At 71.8% G+C, this 21,001-nt stretch carries 20 protein-coding genes; 15 read left to right on the top strand and 5 right to left on the bottom strand.

From position 1 onward, the window contains the following. Window positions 1–54: 54 nt before the first annotated feature. Window positions 55–444 carry a hypothetical protein gene (locus SPRI_RS24675; protein ID WP_005317833.1) on the bottom strand — a complete coding sequence of 130 codons (390 nt, stop codon included), beginning with the start codon at window positions 442–444 and terminating at the stop codon, window positions 55–57. A gap of 74 nt (window positions 445–518) precedes the next feature. Here SPRI_RS24675 and SPRI_RS24680 point away from each other — a divergent pair, with 74 nt between their 5' ends. The 4 genes from SPRI_RS24680 (at window position 519) to SPRI_RS24695 (ending at window position 5,707) form a co-directional block, all read left to right on the top strand. Continuing rightward, a complete protein-coding gene (locus tag SPRI_RS24680) occupies window positions 519–1,043 on the top strand; it encodes a hypothetical protein (RefSeq protein ID WP_005317839.1) in 525 nt (174 codons plus the stop codon). A gap of 45 nt (window positions 1,044–1,088) precedes the next feature. Further along, entirely contained in the window at window positions 1,089–4,289 is a 3,201-nt protein-coding gene (locus SPRI_RS24685; RefSeq protein WP_005317843.1) for a S41 family peptidase, read from the top strand. Between the two features lie 133 nt (window positions 4,290–4,422). Further along, a complete protein-coding gene (locus SPRI_RS24690; RefSeq protein ID WP_005317846.1) occupies window positions 4,423–4,782 on the top strand; it encodes a histidine triad nucleotide-binding protein in 360 nt (119 codons plus the stop codon). A gap of 16 nt (window positions 4,783–4,798) precedes the next feature. Further along, window positions 4,799–5,707 carry a ribonuclease Z gene (locus SPRI_RS24695; protein ID WP_005317849.1) on the top strand — a complete coding sequence of 303 codons (909 nt, stop codon included), beginning with the start codon at window positions 4,799–4,801 and terminating at the stop codon, window positions 5,705–5,707. A gap of 97 nt (window positions 5,708–5,804) precedes the next feature. On the opposite strand, the gene SPRI_RS24700 is transcribed toward SPRI_RS24695, so the two are convergent. Continuing rightward, entirely contained in the window at window positions 5,805–7,103 is a 1,299-nt protein-coding gene (locus SPRI_RS24700) for a YncE family protein (protein WP_037774694.1), read from the bottom strand. A 153-nt stretch (window positions 7,104–7,256) separates the two neighbouring features. Here SPRI_RS24700 and SPRI_RS24705 point away from each other — a divergent pair, with 153 nt between their 5' ends. From SPRI_RS24705 to SPRI_RS24730, 6 genes are all read left to right on the top strand, one after another. Further along, window positions 7,257–7,919: a TetR/AcrR family transcriptional regulator gene (locus tag SPRI_RS24705; RefSeq protein WP_005317855.1), complete on the top strand. Its 663-nt coding sequence runs from the start codon at window positions 7,257–7,259 to the stop codon at window positions 7,917–7,919. A gap of 197 nt (window positions 7,920–8,116) precedes the next feature. Beyond that, entirely contained in the window at window positions 8,117–9,250 is a 1,134-nt protein-coding gene (locus tag SPRI_RS24710) for a carbohydrate kinase family protein (protein ID WP_005317858.1), read from the top strand. 249 nt (window positions 9,251–9,499) lie between these two features. Continuing rightward, window positions 9,500–10,519 carry a PhoH family protein gene (locus SPRI_RS24715; protein WP_037774696.1) on the top strand — a complete coding sequence of 340 codons (1,020 nt, stop codon included), beginning with the start codon at window positions 9,500–9,502 and terminating at the stop codon, window positions 10,517–10,519. Between the two features lie 12 nt (window positions 10,520–10,531). Continuing rightward, window positions 10,532–11,029, top strand: coding sequence for an rRNA maturation RNase YbeY (ybeY, locus tag SPRI_RS24720; protein ID WP_005317864.1), 498 nt, complete (start codon window positions 10,532–10,534; stop codon window positions 11,027–11,029). Then, window positions 11,026–12,330 carry a hemolysin family protein gene (locus SPRI_RS24725; protein WP_005317867.1) on the top strand — a complete coding sequence of 435 codons (1,305 nt, stop codon included), beginning with the start codon at window positions 11,026–11,028 and terminating at the stop codon, window positions 12,328–12,330. Before ybeY ends, SPRI_RS24725 begins: the two co-directional genes overlap by 4 nt. Next, entirely contained in the window at window positions 12,327–12,683 is a 357-nt protein-coding gene (locus tag SPRI_RS24730) for an MmcQ/YjbR family DNA-binding protein (protein WP_005317870.1), read from the top strand. Before SPRI_RS24725 ends, SPRI_RS24730 begins: the two co-directional genes overlap by 4 nt. Before the next feature lie 22 nt (window positions 12,684–12,705). On the opposite strand, the gene SPRI_RS24735 is transcribed toward SPRI_RS24730, so the two are convergent. Then, window positions 12,706–14,109: an MFS transporter gene (locus SPRI_RS24735; RefSeq protein WP_037774699.1), complete on the bottom strand. Its 1,404-nt coding sequence runs from the start codon at window positions 14,107–14,109 to the stop codon at window positions 12,706–12,708. 90 nt (window positions 14,110–14,199) lie between these two features. On the opposite strand from SPRI_RS24735, the gene SPRI_RS24740 reads away from it, so the two are divergent. The 3 genes from SPRI_RS24740 to era all read left to right on the top strand — a co-directional run bounded on the left by SPRI_RS24740 (window position 14,200) and on the right by era (window position 16,531). Next, window positions 14,200–15,093 carry a helix-turn-helix transcriptional regulator gene (locus SPRI_RS24740; protein ID WP_005317876.1) on the top strand — a complete coding sequence of 298 codons (894 nt, stop codon included), beginning with the start codon at window positions 14,200–14,202 and terminating at the stop codon, window positions 15,091–15,093. Between the two features lie 26 nt (window positions 15,094–15,119). After that, on the top strand, window positions 15,120–15,473 hold the full coding sequence (locus tag SPRI_RS24745) for a hypothetical protein (RefSeq protein WP_005317878.1): 354 nt from the start codon (window positions 15,120–15,122) through the stop codon (window positions 15,471–15,473). Window positions 15,474–15,589: 116 nt separating this feature from the next. Continuing rightward, window positions 15,590–16,531 carry a GTPase Era gene (era, locus tag SPRI_RS24750; RefSeq protein WP_037774701.1) on the top strand — a complete coding sequence of 314 codons (942 nt, stop codon included), beginning with the start codon at window positions 15,590–15,592 and terminating at the stop codon, window positions 16,529–16,531. A gap of 45 nt (window positions 16,532–16,576) precedes the next feature. Here the strand turns inward: era and SPRI_RS24755 are convergent, their stop codons facing one another. Together SPRI_RS24755 and SPRI_RS24760 are read right to left on the bottom strand one after the other, a co-directional pair. Continuing rightward, the gene (locus SPRI_RS24755) at window positions 16,577–16,843 is read right to left on the bottom strand and encodes a protealysin inhibitor emfourin (protein ID WP_005317886.1); all 267 of its coding nucleotides are present in this window, start codon (window positions 16,841–16,843) and stop codon (window positions 16,577–16,579) included. 70 nt (window positions 16,844–16,913) lie between these two features. After that, complete coding sequence (locus SPRI_RS24760) at window positions 16,914–17,969, bottom strand: M4 family metallopeptidase (RefSeq protein WP_053557321.1); 1,056 nt, start codon at window positions 17,967–17,969, stop codon at window positions 16,914–16,916. A 294-nt stretch (window positions 17,970–18,263) separates the two neighbouring features. Here SPRI_RS24760 and leuA point away from each other — a divergent pair, with 294 nt between their 5' ends. Both leuA and SPRI_RS24770 read left to right on the top strand, forming a co-directional pair. Further along, window positions 18,264–20,027, top strand: coding sequence for a 2-isopropylmalate synthase (gene leuA, locus SPRI_RS24765; RefSeq protein ID WP_005317893.1), 1,764 nt, complete (start codon window positions 18,264–18,266; stop codon window positions 20,025–20,027). A 205-nt stretch (window positions 20,028–20,232) separates the two neighbouring features. Beyond that, on the top strand, window positions 20,233–20,928 hold the full coding sequence (locus tag SPRI_RS24770) for a TerB family tellurite resistance protein (RefSeq protein WP_005317896.1): 696 nt from the start codon (window positions 20,233–20,235) through the stop codon (window positions 20,926–20,928). The last annotated feature ends 73 nt before the right edge of the window (window positions 20,929–21,001 follow it).

Genomic DNA, 21,001 nt, shown 5'->3' on the forward strand with positions numbered 1-21,001 from the left:
CCGCGTACGTCGCGGAGGTCTCGAGGAGGTCGTCGCGGTCGTCCGACGGCTCAGCTAGGCCGGAGCCGCCGGGGCGTTGCCGGCCACCGCGTCGAACAGCGGCCATCCGTCGGTCTCGACCGTCCTCTGCGTCTCGGGCAGGAGCCCGCGGGCGGTGGCCTCGTCGAGGAACCGCCGTGCCACGCCCGGCTCGTGGAGATTCAGCCAGGCCCCGCCGGCGACCACGGCACCCGCCTCGAAGTAACCCCCGGAGACGGCCCGGCCAGGACCTTCCCGGAAGACGACCGCCAGGCGCCGCTGCGTTCCCTCGCGCCACAGCGACAGCGTCGTACGGCATTCACGGGTGCCGGACCCGTCGCGTGTGTGCCGGTGCCGCACCGACCACATGTACACGTTGTCGCTGTCCACGACGAGGCGGCGGGCGCGCCGAAGCTTCCTGGCCATGGTTCGACCGTACGGGCCGCACCATGGCCGCAACCACTCTTTTACGAGCGGGGCCGTGCTGGCACTCTGGCGTCATGCCCGCCCGGACCGGAGCACTGCGCCCCTTGGCCGCGATCGCCGTCGCGGCGGCGGCGGTTCCCGCCCTCGTGGCGTGCGAGCCCACGGCGGGAGGGCTGAACACCGGTGCTGTGGCGGTCACCACCGACCGGACGGTGACCAGCACGCTCGAGCGGCTCGAGTTCGAGGTCGGCTGGCTCAGCTGCACGGCGAAGGCCGACACTCCCGCCACCGCCTCGTCCGGTTCCACCGCCCCGTCCGCCGCCGGTCCGAGCCGTGCCTCCGTGGACTGCCAGGGTGAGACCGGTTCCGCTCAGGACATCACCGTCACCGGCAAGGTGACGGAGGAACGCGGCGGGAAGTGCGTCCGAGGCGATCTGACCGCCAGGATCGAGAAGAAGATCGTCTTCCGGGCGACCATGCTCGGCGACTGCAGCGCCGCGCCGAGCAGCGCGCCGGCCGGCGACCCTCCCGCTCCGGGGACCCCGTACCCGACCGTCACGGTCACCGTCACCGAAACGGTGACCGCGCAGGCCAAGTGATCCAAACACCACACCTTGAGCCTCTCACCTGCCTAGGGTGACGGTGTGACGCACCCTGCCTACCTCCGGTATCCGCATCTGCACGGCGAGTTGATCGCCTTCACCGCCGAGGACGACGTCTGGGTGGCGCCGCTCGACGGCGGCCGGGCGTGGCGCGTGAGCGCCGACAACATGCCCGTGAACCACCCCAGGATCTCGCCCGACGGCACCCGCATCGCCTGGTCCTCGTACCGCGACGGCACGCCGGAGGTGCACCTGGCACCCGTCGACGGCGGCCCCTCCGAGCGGCTCACCCACTGGGGCAGCCACAAGACCTCCGTACGGGGCTGGACCCCCGACGGCCGGGTCCTGGCGCTCACCAGCAGCGGGCAGGCGTCGCTGCGCCGCACCTGGGCGCACGCGGTGCCGCTCGACGGCGGGCCGGCCGACGTCCTCCCTTACGGGCCCGTCGGCGGTGTCGCGTACGGCCCGCGCACCCTGCTGCTGTCGGCCACCATGGGGCGCGAGGCGGCCGCCTGGAAGCGCTACCGGGGCGGCACCGCGGGCAAGTTGTGGATCGAGGGGGAGACGGAGGGCGAGTTCGTCCGCCTCCACGAGGACATCGACGGCAACGTGGAGTACCCCCTGTGGGTGGGCGAGCGGGTCGCGTTCCTCTCCGACCACGAGGGTGTCGGCGCCCTCTACTCGTCCCTTCCCGACGGCTCCGACCTGCGCCGCCACACCGGTCTCGACGGCTTCTACGCCCGCCACGCGGCGACCGACGGCATCCGTGTCGCCTACGCCTGCGCCGGCGAACTGTGGCTGCTCGACGGCCTGGACGGCGAGCAGCCCCGCCGCCTGGACATCCGGCTCGGCGGCCAGCGCACCGACCTCCAGCCACGGCCGATCGACGCCGGCCACCACCTCGGCGCGGCGGACCCCGACCACACCGGCCGCGGCAGCGCCGTGGAGATCCGTGGCGGCATCCACTGGGTCACCCACCGCGAAGGGCCCGCGCGTTCCCTCGCCGTCGAGCCGGGCGTACGGGCCAGGCTGCCGCGTACGTTCGGCGTCGAGGGCGAGCAGTACGTCGTGTGGGTGACCGACGCGGAGGGCGACGACGCGCTCGAGTTCGCGCCCGCCACCGGTACCGCCGCCGGCGCCACTCCGCGCAGGCTCGCCGCGGGCCGGCTCGGCCGGGTCCTGGCGCTCGCCGTCGCCCCCGACGGCAGCCGTGCCGCCGTCGCCTCGCACGACGGCCGGGTGCTGCTCGTGGAGCGCGAGACGGGAGAGGTCCGGGAGGTGGACCGCAGCGAGCACGGCGACGCCGACGGCCTCGTGTTCTCGCCCGACTCGGCATGGCTCGCCTGGTCGCACCCCGGTCCCAGCCCGCTGCGGCAGATCAAGCTCGCCAACACCGGTGATCTGAGCGTGTCCGAGGCGACACCGCTGCGGTTCGCCGACTTCCAGCCCGCCTTCACCCTGGACGGCAAGCACCTCGCGTTCCTCTCGGAGCGCGCCTTCGACCCGGTCTACGACGCGCACGTCTTCGACCTCGCCTTCGTCGGCGGGTGCCGGCCGCACCTGATCACGCTGGCGGCGACCACGCCCTCGCCGTTCGGCCCGCAGCGGCACGGCCGGCCCTTCGAGGCGGACAAGGACGGCTCGTCGGACGGCGACGAGGGCTCGGCGCCCGTCACCCGTATCGACCTCGACGGGCTCGCCGACCGGATCGTGCCCTTCCCGGTCGAGGCGGCCAGCTACTCCACCCTGCGCGCAGCCAAGGACGGCCTGCTGTGGCTGCGCCACCCGCTGCGCGGCGTCCTCGGCGCAGGCCGCGCCACCCCCGACGACCCGGGGCCGCGGACCACCCTGGAGCGGTACGACCTCGGGCAGCAGCGGGTCGAGGAACTCGCCTCCGACGCCTCCTACTTCCGCGTCAGCGGCGACGGCAAGCGGGTGCTGCTGTACACCGGCGACAAGCTCAAGGTCGTACCCAGCGACCGTGAGGCCTCCCACGACGACGGCAACGACAGCGCCGCGAGCATCACCGTCGACCTGTCCCGGGTCCGCCGCACCGTCGAACCGGCCGCCGAATGGCGGCAGATGTACGACGAGGCCGGGCGGCTCATGCGCGACCACTTCTGGCGGCCCGACCTCGGCGGTGTCGACTGGGCGGGCGTCCTCGAGCGCTACCGCCCCGTCCTCGACCGCGTCGCCACCCACGACGACCTCGTCGACCTGCTGTGGGAGGTGCAGGGCGAGCTCGGCACCTCGCACGCGTACGTCGTTCCGCACGGCGGCCACGGCGACGCGTCCACCCGGCAGGGGCTGCTCGGCGCGGACATCTCCCGTACCGAGGAGGGCAGTTGGCGCATCGACCGCATCCTGCCGTCCGAGTCCTCCGACCCCCACGCGCACTCGCCGCTGGCCGCGCCGGGCGTCGCCCTGCGCGCCGGTGACACGCTGCTCGCCGTGGACGGCCGGCCCGTCGACCCGGTCAGGGGCCCCGGACCGCTGCTCGTCGGCGCGGCCGGCAAGGCGGTCGAACTGACCGTCTCACCGGCGGGCGGCGGCGATCCCCGGCACGCGGTCGTCGTCCCCATCGCCGACGAGGAACCCCTGCGCTACCACGCCTGGGTCGCCGACCGGCGGGCCTATGTGCACGAGAAGTCCGGCGGGCGACTGGGCTATCTGCACGTGCCGGACATGCAGGCCCCCGGCTGGGCGCAGATCCACCGCGACCTGCGCGTCGAGGTGGCGAAGGACGGCCTGGTCGTGGACGTACGGGAGAACCGCGGCGGGCACACCTCGCAGCTCGTCGTCGAGAAGCTGGCCCGCCGCATCGTGGGCTGGGACCTGCCACGCGGCATGCGGCCTTCCAGCTACCCGCTGGACGCGCCGCGGGGACCGGTCGTCGCCGTGGCCAACGAGTTCTCCGGCTCCGACGGTGACATCGTCAACGCGGCGATCAAGGCGCTGGGCATCGGCCCCGTGGTCGGTACCCGCACCTGGGGCGGCGTCGTGGGCATCGACAGCCGCTACTCCCTCGTGGACGGCACGCTGGTCACCCAGCCGAAGTACGCCTTCTGGCTGGAGGGTTACGGCTGGGAGGTGGAGAACCGCGGCGTCGACCCCGATGTCGAGGTCGTCCACGCCCCGCAGGACCACGCGGCGGGACGCGACCCGCAACTGGACGAGGCGGTGCGGCTGGCGCTGGAGGCGCTCGCCTCGACCCCGGCGAAGCAGCCGCCGTCCCTTCCGTAGCCGCAGCCGGGCCCCCGGCCCGCCCGTCCGGCCCCCGGGGCCCGGACGGGCGGGCCGCGCCCGGGCGGTGCCGGAGGCGGCGGGGCCGATAGCATGCGGACGGAAGTGGTCGAGCTCGAGGGAGGACCGGGGAATGGCCGGAGAACCGCAGGCGGACTGTCTGTTCTGCAAGATCGTCTCGGGGGAGGTGCCCGCCACGGTCGTCCGTGAGTCGGAGACCACCCTCGCCTTCCGTGACATAAACCCCCAGGCCCCCACGCACGTCCTCGTCATCCCCAAGGCCCACTACCCGGACGCCGCCTCCCTCGCCGTCGGCGCGCCCCAGCTTGCCGCCGACGTGCTGCACGAGGCCGGGCAGGTCGCCGCCGACGAGAAGGCGGACCGGAGCGGCTACCGGATCGTCTTCAACACCGGGTCCGGCGCCGGGCAGACCGTCTTCCACGCGCACGCGCACGTCCTCGGAGGCCGCGGCCTCGAGTGGCCCCCCGGCTAGACCGGAGGACCGCGCAGTGTCCGTACGCGAACTCGTGGTGCTGGGCACCGCCAGCCAGGTCCCGACCCGGCACCGCAACCACAACGGCTATCTCCTCCGCTGGGACGGCGAGGGGCTCCTCTTCGATCCCGGCGAGGGCACCCAGCGGCAGATGCTGCGCGCCGGGGTGTCCGCGCACGACATCAACCGGATCTGCGTCACGCACTTCCACGGGGACCACTCCCTCGGGGTCGCCGGTGTGATCCAGCGGATCAACCTCGACCAGGTGCCGCACCCGGTGTCCGCGCACTATCCGGCGAGCGGGCAGCGGTTCTTCGACCGGCTGCGGTACGCGACGGCGTACCGCGAGACGGTGAAGCTGAAGGAGGTCCCGGTCGCCGCCGACGGCCTCGTCGCGCGGACCGGCGGGTACACGCTCCACGCGCACCGGCTGTCGCACCCGGTCGAGTCGTACGGCTACCGGCTCGTCGAGCCGGACGGCCGCCGGATGCTGCCGGAGAAGCTGGCCGCGTACGGGATCAAGGGCCCGGACGTCGGCCGGCTCCAGCGGGAGGGCGAACTCGGCGGCGTCACGCTCGACGACGTGAGCGAGGTGCGCCGGGGACAGCGGTTCGCCTTCGTGATGGACACCCGGCTCTGCGACGGCGTGCATGTGCTCGCGGAGGGCTGCGACATGCTCGTCATCGAGTCGACCTTCCTCGACGAGGACGGCCGGCTGGCTGCGGAGCACGGTCATCTGACCGCCGGTCAGGCGGGCCTCGTCGCGCACCGCGGAGGCGTCCGCCACCTCGTGCTGACGCACTTCTCGCAGCGCTACACCGACGCCGCCGCCGAGTTCGAGCGGCAGGCCAGGGCGGCCGGCTTCGACGGCGAGGTGACCGTCGCCAGGGACCTGTGGCGTATTCCGGTGCCCAAGCGGTCCTGAGGCGACGGCCCCTCGCGTCCGTCCGCGGTGCGGTTCTGTGCGCCGAGTCCTGTCGGCGACGTTCCTGAACGGGGATCGCCGGTCGCGCCGGGCCGGTTCAGCGCGTGGCGGGACCAGTCCAGCCGGCCGGCACCTGGGCGATGCGCACCCGCTGCGGATGGTCCCCGACCGTGACGGAGGCGACCTTCTTCCCGGTGGCGAAGTCGATCGCGGTGACGGAGTCGGAGCCGCTCTCGGAGATGACGCAGGACTTGCCGTCGCCGCTGACGGTCGCCCAGTAGGGCTTGGACGCGGGCACGGGGGTGCTCTCCTGAAGGGTCGCCCGGTCGACGACGGTGGCGTAGTCGTCCATCGTGCCCGCCACGCACAGCTTGTCGCCCTGGGGGCTCATGGACATGCCGTGGTGCCGGGAGTCGTTGACCCAGGTGGTGCGGTCCTCGCTGGTCGCCGGGTTCTTCGGCAGGGTCTTGACCCGGGTGACGGTGTCCGAGGCCACGTCGTACTCGACGAAGCCGTTGAAGAACGACACCTGGAAGTAGAGCTTGGACTCGTCGGGGGTGAGGGCGACGGGCCGGACGGAGTCGGAGAGGTCCTTGCGGCCGAAGGCGTCGAGCCGCTCCCGCATGTCGATGACCTTCACCTGCTGATAGGTCCGCGTGTCGACGACGGTGATGCGGCGGTCGCCCTTGGTCCAGTCGAGCCAGGGGGCGTCGAGCGCGGTGTTGACCTCGCCGATGGACATGTTCCAGAGGTACTTGCCGCCGTCGGTGAAGACGTTCTCGTGCGGCTTGTCGCCGGTCTTGAACGATCCGGTCTGCTCGCCGGTCCTGATGTCGAGGACGTGCACGGTGTTGGACGTCGAGGCCGAGACGGCGACGCGCGTACCGTCGGGGGAGACGGCCATGTGGTCGGAGCGGTAACCGGAGACGGGGAACCGCCAGTTGATCCTTCCGGTGGCGAGGTCGATCGAGACGACATCGGCGAAGCTGGGGCGGGAGACGACCATGGCGGACCCGTCCGGGGTCGAGTACATGTCGTCGACGAACTGGTCGTGCCCCTCGCCGGGACCCTGGCGGATGCCCAGGAAGAAGGCCAGCTTCAGCGGGTTGAGGTAGATCTCCTTCAGCCGCTCCTCCTTGTCGGGGATGACGTCGACACGGCCGATCTTCGCGAAGTCGCCCCGGGCCTCGATGACATCGGCGGTGCCGTCCCAGTTGTTGCCGACGAACATCACCTCCCGCAGTCCCGCGGCCTGCTCGCCCGCCGGGACGTCGACGCCCGCCGGTCCCAGAGTGTCCGGCGCTGCCGCCGCGTTCGCGGTCACCGAACCGGTGGCGGCCAGGGCCAGGGCGGCGACGGCCGCGTACACGGCCCGCCTGGTGCTGGACAGAGACATCGTCGTTCCTTCCATGAAGGCGGCCCCATGGCGCGGGCGCAGTCTGAAAACGCATCCGTTCAGATTGGGCTACTGGAAAGTAACGAGCGGGTGGCAGGCTTCACAAGACCCGCGACACGTGAAAATGAGTCCGCGACGACGAGGGAGGCGCCAGTGGGGGGCACGGTCAGACAGCCCACCGGCCGTTACGGAGGCAGATCGGCGGAGGAACGCCGGGCGGAGCGGCGCCGCCGGTTCCTCGACGCCGGCCTCCAGCTGTTCGGCGACACGCCCGGCTACCGCGCGACGACCGTCGCGGCGCTGAGCGACGCGGCGGGGCTGTCCACCCGTCAGTTCTACGAGGAGTTCCGCAGCCTGGAGGAGGTGCTCGCGGCCCTGCACCTCCAGGTCAACGACTGGGCGGAGGAGGCGGCGCTCGCCGCGCTGGCGGAGGCCGCGGACCTGCCGCTGGCGGAGCGGGCGACGGCCGTCTTCCGCGCGTACGCGGCGAACGTGACGGGCGATCCCCGGCGTATCCGGATCACGTTCCTCGAGATCGTCGGGGTCAGCCCGCAGATGGAGCGTCAGCGGCTGGCCCGCCGGGCACGCTGGGTGGACTTCATCTGCGCGCAGGCCGCGACGGCCGTCGAACGCGGGGAGGCGGAACCGCGCGACTACCGGGTGGCGGCGGCCGCGTTCATCGGCAGCGTCAACGGGCTGCTGCACGACTGGACGGTCGGGTGGGTGGACGCGACGCTCGACGACCTCGTCGACGAGCTGGTCCGGATGCTGCTGGGCATCCTGCGCCCGGCTCCGTGGCGTGCGGCCTCGCCGTAGGCCACGGCGGCGGCGCGGCGCGCGGCCCGGACAAAGGCCGGGTACGCGACATGCGAGCGTCAGCGGTGCCGTCGGGGCGGCGCGGCCCGTGGGCGAGCGGCACGCGAGCCCGTACGGCCGCGGTACCGCCTTCCGGCCGACTGTCGGTGCGGTCGGGCAGACTGGCTTGAACTGCACCACTTATGGGAGCGCGCACGGTGACCATTCGCAGCGGAGAGCAACTGCCCGGGACGACCTGCCGGAGCGACATCGCGGGCACCTGCCTCGATCCCCTCGCGGGCCTCCGCGCGCCCGGCGATCCGGACTGCGACGTCTACCTCACCGGCAGCGTCTTCCTGGACATCATCTTCACCGGCCTCGACTCCGCCCCGGTGCGTGGCACCGAGTCGTGGGCCAGGGGGATGGGATCCAGCCCCGGCGGCGTCGCGAACATGGCCACCGCGCTCGCCCGCCTCGGGCTGCGCACGTCCCTCGCCGCCGCCTTCGGCGACGACCACTACGGCGAATACTGCTGGGACGCCCTCGAACAGGGCGAGGGCATCGATCTGGGCCTCTCGCGCACCGTCCCCGGCTGGCACTCCCCGGTCACCGTCTCCATGGCCTACGAGGGTGAACGGACCATGGTCACCCACGGCCACGAGGCCCCGCCCTCCGAGTCGGCCCCCGACTGCCCGCCGCCCGCCCGCGCCGCGGTCGCCTCCCTCACGCCGGGCGCCCGCGCGGAGTGGATCGCCCAGGCCGCCCGGAAGGGCACCCGGATCTTCGCCGACGTCGGCTGGGACGAGTCCGGCCGGTGGGACCCGGACGACCTGGCCGACCTGGAGCACTGCGAGGCGTTCCTGCCCAACGCGGCGGAGGCGATGCGCTACACCCGCACCGACTGCCCGCGCGCCGCCGCCCGTGCCCTCACCGACCGGGTACCCCTCGCGGTGGTCACCCTCGGCGCGGAGGGGGCGTACGCGGTCGACGGCGCCACGGGCGAGAGCGCCGAGGTCCCGGCCCTGCGGGTGGAGGCCCTGGACCCGACGGGCGCGGGCGACGTCTTCGTGGCCGGATTCGTCACGGGCACGCTGGCGGGCTGGCCGCTCGCCGACCGCCTCGCGTTCGCCGGCCTGACCGCGGCCCTGTCGGTGCAGGAGTTCGGCGGCTCCCTCTCCGCTCCCGGCTGGTCCGAGATCGCCGCCTGGTGGCAGCAGGTCCGCGCCACGCCGGGCCAGGACCCGGCGGCCGTGCGCCGCTACGACTTCCTCGAGCGGCTGCTGCCGGCGCCCGCCAGACCGGGGCCGCTGCGCCGTGCTGTCCCGACGATCGGCTTCGGGCGCTCCGTCTGAGGGAGCGGGTCCGCAGCCGCCCGGCCACCGGTCCGCCTCCGCCCCGCTTCCTCCCGGCCGCGCAAGGGACCCGCCCCTGAGGGATCGGCGTCCGGGCCCCGGGCCGGGGAAGGCTCGGGCACGGCCCCCGAGCGGGCCCGTAAAAGCCTTCGGCCTTGTCGGTGGCGCGTCGTACCCTTGGTGTTCCAGAGGTTGTCGAGCAGCGAGAACCCTGCAACGGGAGGTATGTGCAGGCCACAGAGCCGGCCCATGACTCAGACACCGACAGACCAGACCCCCGCGCCGGGCCAGGCGCGAGCCCACTTCACCGTCCCGGCCAAGCACCCGATGGTGACGGTCCTGGGCTCGGGTGACGCCCTGCTGCGCGTGATCGAGAAGGCCTTCCCGGCGGCCGACATCCATGTCCGGGGCAATCAGGTCAGCGCGGTCGGCGACGCTCGGGAAGTCGCTCTGATCCAGCGCCTGTTCGACGAGATGATGCTCGTGCTCCGCACCGGGCAGCCGATGACGGAGGACGCAGTGGAACGCTCGATCGCCATGCTCAGAGCCGCGGAAGAGGGCTCGGGCGCCGTGACCGAGACCCCGGCGGAGGTCCTCACCCAGAACATCGTCTCCAGCCGCGGCCGCACGATCCGCCCCAAGACGCTGAACCAGAAGCACTACGTCGACGCGATCGACAAGCACACGATCGTGTTCGGCATCGGCCCCGCCGGTACCGGCAAGACGTATCTCGCCATGGCCAAGGCCGTCCAGGCACTGCAGTCCAAGCAGGTCAACCGCATCATCCTGACCCGTCCCGCGGTCGAGGCCGGTGAGCGTCTCGGATTCCTCCCCGGCACGCTGTACGAGAAGATCGACCCGTATCTGCGGCCGCTGTACGACGCGCTGCACGACATGCTCGACCCCGATTCCATCCCCCGCCTGATGGCGGCGGGCACGATCGAGGTCGCGCCCCTGGCGTACATGCGCGGACGCACGCTCAACGACGCGTTCATCATTCTGGACGAGGCGCAGAACACGAACCCCGAGCAGATGAAGATGTTCCTCACCAGGCTCGGCTTCGAATCGAAGATCGTGATCACCGGCGACGTCACCCAGATCGACCTGCCGGGCGGCACGAAGAGCGGCCTGCGTCAGGTGCAGGACATTCTGGAGGGCGTCCCCGACGTCCACTTCTCACGGCTCACGTCGCAGGATGTCGTCCGGCACAAGCTGGTCGGCCGTATCGTCGACGCGTACGAGAAGTACGACGGCCAAAACGGGAAGTAGTCAACGCGCACCATGTCGATCGACGTCAACAACGAGTCCGGAACCGAGGTCGACGAGCAGGCGATCCTCGACATCGCCCGCTACGCCCTCTCGCGGATGCGTATCCACCCGCTCTCCGAGCTCTCGGTGATCGTGGTGGACGCCGAAGCCATGGAGCAGTTGCACATCCAGTGGATGGACCTGCCGGGTCCGACCGATGTGATGTCCTTCCCGATGGACGAGCTCCGTCCGCCGTCCAAGGACGACGAGGAGCCCCCGCAGGGCCTCCTCGGCGACATCGTGCTCTGCCCCGAAGTGGCCAAGAAGCAGGGCGAAGAGGCGCCGACGCAGCACTCCATGGACGAGGAGCTCCAGCTCCTGACCGTCCACGGGGTGCTGCACCTGCTCGGCTACGACCACGAGGAGCCCGACGAGAAGGCCGAGATGTTCGGTCTCCAGGCCGCGATCGTCGACGGCTGGCGGTCGGAGAAGGGCCACACCGGCCCCTCCCCGGCGCCGACCGTCTCATGACCGGCCAACTGATCGCCGGCGCGGTCGCGCTGGTCGTCGTGGCCTGGCTGGCCGCCTGTGCGGAGGCGGGCCTCGCCCGCGTCTCCAGCTTCCGCGCGGCCGAGGCCGTCCGGTCCGGACGCCGTGGGGCGGACAAGCTCGAACAGGTCGCCGCCGACCCCACCCGTTACCTCAACGTCGCCCTGCTGGTGCGGGTGGCGTGCGAGATGGCGGCCGGGGTGCTCGTCACCTACGTGTGCCTGGAGGAGTTCGCGGAGACCTGGTCGGCGCTGCTCGTCGCCATCGGCGTGATGGTGCTCGTCAGTTATGTCGCCGTCGGCGTCTCCCCGCGCACCATCGGCCGCCAGCACCCGCTCAACACCGCCACCGCCGCGGCGTACGTGCTGCTGCCGCTGGCCCGGGTGATGGGCCCCGTACCGCAGCTGCTGATCCTCATCGGTAACGCCCTGACCCCTGGAAAGGGCTTCCGCAAGGGGCCGTTCGCGTCCGAGGCCGAGCTGCGGGCGATGGTCGACCTGGCCGAGCAGGAGTCCCTGATCGAGGACGACGAGCGCCGCATGGTGCACTCCGTCTTCGAACTCGGCGACACCCTGGTGCGCGAGGTGATGGTGCCGCGCACCGACCTCGTCTCCATCGAGCGCTACAAGACCGTCCGCCAGGCGCTGACGCTCGCGCTGCGGTCCGGTTTCTCCCGCATTCCGGTCACCGGGGAGAACGAGGACGACATCGTCGGCGTCGTGTACCTCAAGGACCTGGCCCGCAAGACGCACATCAACCGTGACTCCGAGGCGGACGTCGTCTCCACGACGATGCGGCCCGCGGTGTTCGTGCCCGACACGAAGAACGCCGGCGACCTGCTCCGCGAGATGCAGCAGAAGCGCAACCACGTCGCCGTCGTCATCGACGAGTACGGCGGCACGGCCGGCATCGTCACGATCGAGGACATCCTCGAGGAGATCGTCGGCGAGATCACCGACGAGTACGACCGTGAGCTGCCGCCCGTCGAGGAGCTCGGCGACGGCTGCTTCCGCGTCACCGCGCGCCTCGACATCGGCGACCTCGGCGAGCTGTACGGCCTCGGGGCCGACGAGCTCGACGACGAGGACGTGGAGACGGTCGGCGGTCTGCTGGCCAAGGCGCTCGGCCGGGTCCCCATCGCCGGCGCCAAGGCCGTCGTGGACCTGCCGGACGGCCGCGCCCTGCGGCTGACCGCGGAGTCCCCGGCGGGCCGCCGGAACAAGATCGTGACGGTGCTGTCGGAACCGGTGGAACAGGTGACAGAGGAGCGGATGACCGGGTGAAGGCACAGCAGCTGAGGGCGTTCTGCCTCGAGTTCAACGCCGCGGTGGAGGAGTTCCCCTTCGGGCCGGAGACCTCGGTCTTCAAGGTCCTGGGCAAGATGTTCGCCCTCAGCGCGCTGGACGCCACCCCGCTCACGGTCAACCTCAAGTGCGACCCGGACCTCGCGGTCCGGCTGCGCGCGGACCACCCGGGCGTGATCGTGCCCGGCTGGCACATGAACAAGCGCCACTGGAACACGGTGACGGTGGGCAGCCTCCCGGACCGGCTGGTCCGGGAGCTGGTGGAGGACTCGTACGACCTGGTGGTGGCGGGGCTGCCGCGGGCGGAGCGCCTGCGGCTGGACCGGGCGTAGCGGCCCGCCGCGGGCCCCGGGGTCACTTCCGCCCGGCCCCCTTCAGCGCCACTCCCACCACGACCGCCGCCGCGACCACGACGACCGCGTCGATGGCCAGCACCAGCCGGACGCCGTCGAACAGCGACTCCCGCGTCGTCGCGAGGACGCCCAGCAGCGGGATGCCCACGGTGATGCCCACCTGCTGCGTCGTGGTGACGAGGCCCGTCGCCAGGCCCTGCTCCCCGTCCGGGACCCCGGACGTCACGGTCAGGCCGTAGGAGATGATCGCCCCCAGGTGGCACATGCTCGCCAGCGTGACGCCCACCGTCGCGAGCAGCGCTCCCGAGTCGGTGCCGAGGCCCAGCAGGGCGGCCACGAACAGGCCCTGGCCGGCGAGGGAGAACACCAGGACGCGCGGCGCGCCGAAGCGTCCGACGACCTTCGGGGCGAACATGCCCGCAACCACGGACAGGACGCCCTGCACCCCGAAGACCAGGCCGGTCACGTGGGCCGGGAGGCCCAAGGTCTCCTGGAGATACAGCGTGAGGACGAACACGACCGTGCTCATCATCGAGAACGTGACCAGACCGCCGAGGTTGCCGAACGCCACCGTCCGCCGCCGTAGCGTCGGCAGCGAGACCAGCGGGGCCGGACTGCGCGTCTCCACGACCGCGAAGGCGGTCAGCAGCGCGACGCCCGCGACGAGCGTGACGATCACATCGGTGCCGCCGAAGCCGCGGTCGGCCGCCGTGGACAAGCCGTAGATCACGGCGAGGAGACCACCGGTGACGGTGACCGCGCCGGGCACGTCGAGCCGCGGCCGCAGCGGAGTACGGGACTCGGTCAGCAGACCGGGGGCCAGCGGCAGCACGATCAGGGTGAACAGGGCCAGCAGGCCCATGGTGGAGCGCCATCCCAGCGTGTCCGTCATGACCCCGCCCAGGACCATGCCGACGGTGAAGCCGAGCGACAGCAGCGTGCCGCTGATGCCCAGCGCCCGTTCGCGCTGCGGCCCCTCGGGGAACGTGGTGGTGAGCAGCGACATGCCCGTGGGGACGATGACGGCCGCGCCGAGGCCCTGGAGCGCCCGGCCGGCGAGGAACGACGCCGGGTCCCAGGCGAACGTCGCGAGCAGCGACGCCGCGCCGAAGACGGCCAGCCCGGCGAGGAACAGCCTGCGCCGCCCGTAGAGGTCGGCGATCCGGCCGAAGAGCAGCAGGAAGCCGCCGGACGGCAGGGCGAAGGCGGTGACCGCCCACTGGAGCGAGGACGGGCCGAGCCCGAGGTCCCGGCCCAGTTCCGGCAGGGCGACGTTCAGTACGGAGAAGTCGAGCGCGACCATGAACTGCGCGGCGCACAGCACGAACAGGACCAGCCGTGCCCGCCGGTCGAGCCGGGGCGGGGCCGTGCCGGCCGGGGAGGGAAGCGTGGTGTCGGTAGCCATGCCCGTCACCCTCCGGCGGCCCGACCCGCCCCGGGGAGCGAGAACTTATCCTGTTGCCCGCACCACCAGGCATACGGACAGGGGGAGTACGTGGCCACGTCGACCGGGCACGACGCGAAGAAGGCGCACCGGCTGCGCGAGTTGCGGGAGTTCCTGATGAGCCGGCGCGCCCGGATCACTCCGGCGGAGGCGGGCCTGCCCGACGGCGGCGCCCGACGCCGTACACCGGGCCTGCGCCGTGAGGAGGTCGCCGTCCTCGCGGGCGTCGGCGTCTCCTGGTACCAGTGGCTGGAGCAGGGGCGTGACATCACCGTCTCGCCGCAGGTCCTGGACTCGGTGGGCCGGGTGCTCAGGCTCAGCAGCGCCGAGCGCCGCCACCTGTACGTCCTCGCCGGCCTCAACCCGCCGCCGCCCGAGACCGATCCGGGCGACCGCGACATGTGCGCCGGTCTGCGGCGGCTGATCGACGCGTGGATGCCGTATCCGGCGCACATCATGGACGGTTACTGGAACACCGTGATGTACAACGACGCGGCGGCCGCGGTCCTTGGCATGCGGCCCGGCATCGTGCAGAACTGTCTGATCGCGTACTTCACCGACCCCGTCTACCGTGCCCGCAGCTCCGGTTGGGCGGAGAACGCCCCGCAGGTCGTCGCGCAGTTCCGCGCCGCGTGCTCGGAGGGGCCGGACGACGAGGGTTTCCGGACGGTGGTCGCGGAGGCCAAGGCGGCGAGCCCCGAGTTCGCCGAGCTGTGGGAGCGGCGGGACGTCGCGCCCGGCGGGCAGATCCGCAAGGAGATGCAGCATCCTCTGGTGGGCCGACTGGTCGTGGAGTCGACGCAGTTGCGGGTGCCGGCCCGGCCGGACCTGGTGATCGTGATGCACACCCCGGTGCCCGACGCGGCGACGGACACGGCGGCGAAGCTGGAGTGGCTCGCGAGCCCCGAGGGCCGGCGCGGCTCGATGTATCCCGTGGCGGGCTGACACCGGGGCCGATCTATGCTCTGGGCATGACGCAGAGCTCCGACCTCGGCCCCGAGGACCGCAAGATCATCACGCTGGCGCGCAGCGCACGGGCCCGTAACGGTGTCCCCGAGGGCGCGGCCGTCCGCGACGGGACCGGCCGTACCTACGTCGCCGGAACGGTGGCTCTCGACTCGCTGAAGCTGAGCGCGCTGCAGACCGCCGTGGCCATGGCCGTGGCCAGCGGCGCGACGACGCTGGAGGCCGCCGCGGTCGTCTCCGACGCCGAAGCCGCCTCCGACGAGGACCGTGCCGCGGTGCGCGACCTGGGCGGCGCCGGGACGCCGGTGCTGCTCGCGGGCCCGGACGGCGAACTGAAGGCCGCGGTCACCGCGGGCTGAAGCACCCGCGCCCGCGCCCCGCGCGGCGGCCTTCACCGCCGGCCGTGCGGGGCCGGGATGCGCCGGGCGCGGGCGTGCGTGACCGAGGGCCCGTGACATCAGGGACAATGGGCGCCATGAGCGCTCGTACCCAGTCTTCCGAAGCCCCCCATCGGGCCGGCTTCGCCTGCTTCGTCGGCCGCCCCAACGCGGGCAAGTCCACTCTCACGAACGCTCTCGTCGGCCAGAAGGTGGCGATCACCTCGACGCGGCCGCAGACGACCCGGCACACGGTGCGCGGCATCGTGCACCGTCCGGAGGCGCAGCTGATCCTGGTGGACACCCCGGGGCTGCACAAGCCGCGGACCCTGCTCGGTGAGCGGCTGAACGACATCGTGCGCACCACCTGGGCCGAGGTCGACGTGATCGGCTTCTGTCTGCCCGCCGACCAGAAGCTGGGCCCCGGCGACCGGTTCATCGCCAAGGAGCTCGCCGGGATCAAGAAGACCCCGAAGGTCGCCATCATCACCAAGACCGACCTCGTCGACTCCAAGACGCTGGCCGAGCAGCTCATCGCCGTCGACAGGCTCGGCAAGGAGCTCGGCATCGAGTGGGCCGAGATCGTGCCGGTCTCCGCGGTGGGCGACACGCAGGTGCAGCTGGTGGCGGACCTGCTGATCCCGCTCCTGCCGGAGAGCCCCCCGCTCTACCCGGAGGGCGACCTCACGGACGAGCCGGAGCAGGTCATGGTCGCGGAGCTGATCCGCGAGGCCGCGCTCGAGGGCGTACGGGACGAGCTCCCGCACTCGATCGCGGTGGTCGTCGAGGAGATGCTGCCGCGCGAGGACCGTCCCGCGGACCGCCCGCTGCTGGACATCCACGCGAACGTCTACATCGAGCGCCCCAGCCAGAAGGGCATCATCATCGGCCCGAAGGGCAAGCGCCTGAAGGAGGTCGGCACGAAGTCCCGGAAGCACATCGAGGCGCTGCTCGGTACGCCGGTCTTCCTCGACCTCCATGTGAAGGTGGCGAAGGACTGGCAGCGCGACCCCAAGCAGCTGCGCAAGCTCGGTTTCTGATCGCGGGATCCGGGCGGGTGCACGTCGGTCCGCCGGACGGCCGCGTCAGGAACCTTCCTTGAGGACCAGCGAGATCAGCTGACGCTGGGCGTCGGTCAGCCGGGGATCGGAACAGTAGACCGTGCGCCCGTCGACCGTGAGCTGGTAGCTGAACCCGTCGGGGACGCCGATGGGCGGGGTGTCGCGGGCCTCGGACACCGCCTGTGCGGCGAGGGCATGCACGTCGCCGGCATCGGCCCGGTCCGAGGTGTCGACCTCGGCGAGGCGCTCGATCCCGGCGAAGCCTCCTGTACGCCTTACCTGGATACGCATGGTTCCCGTTGTAGTACGGAACGGGGCCGGGCGACAGTCGGGCCGCCCGGCCCACGGGGGAGCCGGGCCGTCAGTCCGACGTCTTCACGCCGACCTGCGACCAGGCCTTGAGCACGGCCTCGTGCTCCTCGCCCTCGCCGTAGCGTGCCGCGGCCGCGGCCACCGTCAGGCGGGCGAAGCTGCCGAAGTCGGCGTCCACCGTCAGTTCGCCGCCGGTCAGCACGTCGAACCAGATCTGCCCGGCCCGCTCCCACGCCCGGCCGCCGAGCCGGGTGGCCAGCAGGTAGAAGGCGTGGTTGGGGATGCCGGAGTTGATGTGGACGCCGCCGTTGTCACGGCCGGTGCGGACATAGCCCTCCATGGTCGCCGGCTGCGGGTCCTTGCCCAGCACGTCGTCGTCGTACGCGGTCCCCGGGGCCTTCATCGACCGCAGCGCGACGCCCTCGACCCGCGGCGCGAGCAGGCCGGCGCCGATCAGCCAGTCGGCCTCCTCCGCGCTCTGGCCGAGCGTGCGCTGCTTGACCAGGGATCCCAGCACGTCGGACACCGACTCGTTGAGGGCGCCGGGCTGGCCGAAGTAGCTCAGGTTGGCCGTGTACTGGGTCAGACCGTGCGCCAGCTCGTGGGCGATGACGTCGACCGCGACGGTGAAGTCGAGGAAGATCTCGCCGTCACCGTCGCCGAAGACCATCTGTTCGCCGTTCCAGAAGGCGTTCGCGTACTTCTCGTCGTAGTGGACGGACGCGTCCAGCGGCAGTCCCGCGCCGTCGACGGAGCTGCGCCCGTAGGCGGTGAGCAGTTCGAAGGTGGCGCCGAGGCCCGCGTACGCGCGGTTGACGGTGGCGTCCCTGACGGCCTCCTCGCCCTCGCCGCGGGCCCGGACGCCCGGCAGGTCCGTGCCGCCCCGGGCGTCGTAGACGGTCCGGCGCGGGCCGTCGGCCGGGGCGGCGACCGCCCGCGCCGCGGCGCCCAGGACCGTGGTCAGCCGGCGGCCGGTGCGCTGTGCGGCGTCGGCCTGGAGGGTGCGTCGGGCGGGGCCCGACACGGCGGGGTCGTCGGCCCGGGCGAGCCTGTCGAGGATGTGCGGCGGCACGATGCCGCAGAAGACCGGGGTGCGAATGTCCATGAGCGGCAATGTGGCATTGCGTCAAAGGCCTGTCACGGAAAGTGAGACCGGTTAGCGGAATGGAGTGATAGGTCATATTTGACCGTTACTGATCGGTCGTCCCGCATACTGGAACGGGTCCCACGCTCCCGCCGAGGCTCGGCTAGTCTGCTGTGCATCATGCGTTTCGGGCTGCTTCTCCTTAGCTGCCGCGGCGAGGGCCTGTAGTCGTAGGCCGACCCCCTCCCCGCGGAGTCTGGTGCTGCTTCGACTCAGTCGGCCCCCCTTCCTGCAGGATTCGAGGAGCCCTACGCCATGTCCCAGTCGCAGTGGATCGGCCGTCCTACCCCGATCACCAGCACGACGCACACGCAGCAGCCGTCCGGGATGCCGATCCACAAGTACCGCGGGTACGAGTCCGTCGACATCCCCGACCGCACCTGGCCCGAGCAGCGGATCACCAAGGCGCCGCGCTGGCTGTCCACCGATCTGCGTGACGGCAACCAGGCGCTGATCGACCCCATGAGCCCGGCCCGCAAGCGCGAGATGTTCGACCTGCTGGTGCGCATGGGCTACAAGGAGATCGAGGTCGGCTTCCCGTCCTCCGGCGAGACCGACTTCAACTTCGTGCGCTCGATCATCGAGGACGGGGCGATCCCCGACGACGTCACCATCTCGGTGCTGACGCAGGCCCGCGAGGACCTGATCGAGCGGACCGTCGAGTCCCTGGTCGGCGCCAAGCGCGCCACGGTCCACCTGTACAACGCGACCGCGCCCACCTTCCGCCGCGTCGTCTTCCGCGGTTCCAAGGACGACATCAAGCAGATCGCCGTCGACGGCACCCGCCTGGTGATGGAGTACGCGGAGAAGCTGCTGGGCGACGAGACCGCCTTCGGCTACCAGTACAGCCCCGAGATCTTCACGGACACCGAGCTGGACTTCGCCCTGGAGGTCTGCGAAGCGGTGTGCGACGTGTGGCAGCCCGGCCCCGGCCGGGAGATCATCCTCAACCTGCCGGCCACCGTGGAGCGCTCGACCCCCTCCACGCACGCCGACCGCTTCGAGTGGATGTCGCGCAACCTGACCCGCCGCGAGTACGTCTGCCTGTCGGTCCACCCGCACAACGACCGCGGCACCGCCGTGGCCGCCGCCGAGCTGGCGATCATGGCCGGCGCGGACCGTATCGAGGGCTGCCTGTTCGGCCAGGGCGAGCGCACCGGCAACGTCGACCTGGTCACCCTGGGCATGAACCTGTTCTCGCAGGGCGTCGACCCGCAGATCGACTTCTCGCAGATCGACGAGATCCGCCGCACCAGCGAGTACTGCAACCAGATGGAGATCCACCCGCGCCACCCCTACGCGGGCGACCTCGTCTACACCGCCTTCTCCGGCTCCCACCAGGACGCCATCAAGAAGGGCTTCGACGCGATGGAGGCCGACGCGGCCGCCGCCGGCAAGAGCGTCGACGAGATCGAGTGGGCCGTCCCGTACCTGCCGATCGACCCGAAGGACGTCGGCCGCTCGTACGAGGCCGTGATCCGGGTCAACTCGCAGTCCGGCAAGGGCGGCATCGCCTACGTCCTGAAGAACGACCACAAGCTGGACCTGCCGCGCCGGATGCAGATCGAGTTCTCGAAGATCATCCAGGCGAAGACGGACACCGAGGGCGGCGAGGTCACCCCGGCCGCGATCTGGTCCGTCTTCCAGGACGAGTACCTGCCGAACCCCGAGAACCCGTGGGGACGCATCCAGATCCGCTCCGGCCAGACCACCACCGACAAGGACGGCGTGGACACCCTGACCGTCGAGGCGGTCGTGGACGGCGCGGAGACCGTGCTGAGCGGCACCGGCAACGGTCCGATCTCGGCGTTCTTCGCCGCGCTGAACGGCATCGGCGTCGACGTACGGCTGCTGGACTACCAGGAGCACACGATGAGCGAGGGCGCGTCCGCGCAGGCCGCCTCCTACATCGAGTGCGCCATCGACGGTCAGGTGCTGTGGGGCATCGGCATCGACGCCAACACCACTCGCGCCTCCCTGAAGGCGGTCGTCTCGGCCGTCAACCGCGCGGCCCGCTAGTACGCCGGTCGAACACTCCCGGTCGCCGGGCCTGCCCTGATCACGGGCGGGCCCGGCGATTTGCGTCGCTGTGCACGCAGTTGTGCCAGGGGGCGGAATCAGCCATGTCGATTCACCCTCCTTCCCGGGTGCTGACGCGACATCATCCATGTGGCTAACATCACGTCAACGCGGCAGCGCTGCCGCAGCTTCATGGAGGTGCGACGTGCTGCCAGCCCGGAGATTGTTCGTCCGAAAACTGCGGGTATGCGGCATTCACACGTCCTGGAACACCGTCGGTGACGGCGAGTTCTTCTGTCCCGACTGCGGAGGCGACCGCAACTACCGCCGCCGCACCGGCCGCCGCCGCTTCGCCGTCCTCGGAGTGCCCCTGCTGCCGCGCGGCCTCGCCGGCCCTGTCGTCGAATGCGCGGCCTGCCACAGCCACTTCGGCATGGACGTCCTCGACCACCCCACCACCGGGCGCTTCTCCGCGATGCTCAGGGACGCGGTCCACACCGTCGCCCTCGCCGTCCTCGCCTCCGGCGGCACCTCCTCCCGCACCGTCCGTGAGACCGCCGTACAGGCGGTGCGCGCGGCGGGGCTCGACGACTGCACGGAGGATCAGCTCACCTCCCTGATCGAGGCACTCGCCGCCGACACCGGCCGGTACGTCGCGGACGCCGGACCGTACGGCGCGGCGCTCGCGATCGAGCTCCACGAGGCGCTCGAACCGCTCGCGCCCCACCTGGCCCCCGCCGGCCGGGAGTCGATCCTGCTCCAGGGCGCACGCATCGCCCTCGCGGACGGCCCGTACACCCCCGCGGAGCGCGAGGTCCTCACCACGGTCGGCGCGGCGCTCCAGTTCTGCGACGACGACACCGAGCGGCTCCTGGAAACGGCGGCGCACACGCCGTTCTGACCCCTGCCGGGAACGGGCGCCGAGCGGCGCGGCCCGCGGGGCCCCGCGCTCACGGCGGCAGGCTGAGAGCCAG

It is taken from the genome of Streptomyces pristinaespiralis, from assembly GCF_001278075.1.
Taxonomy (GTDB): Bacteria; Actinomycetota; Actinomycetes; order Streptomycetales; family Streptomycetaceae; genus Streptomyces; species Streptomyces pristinaespiralis.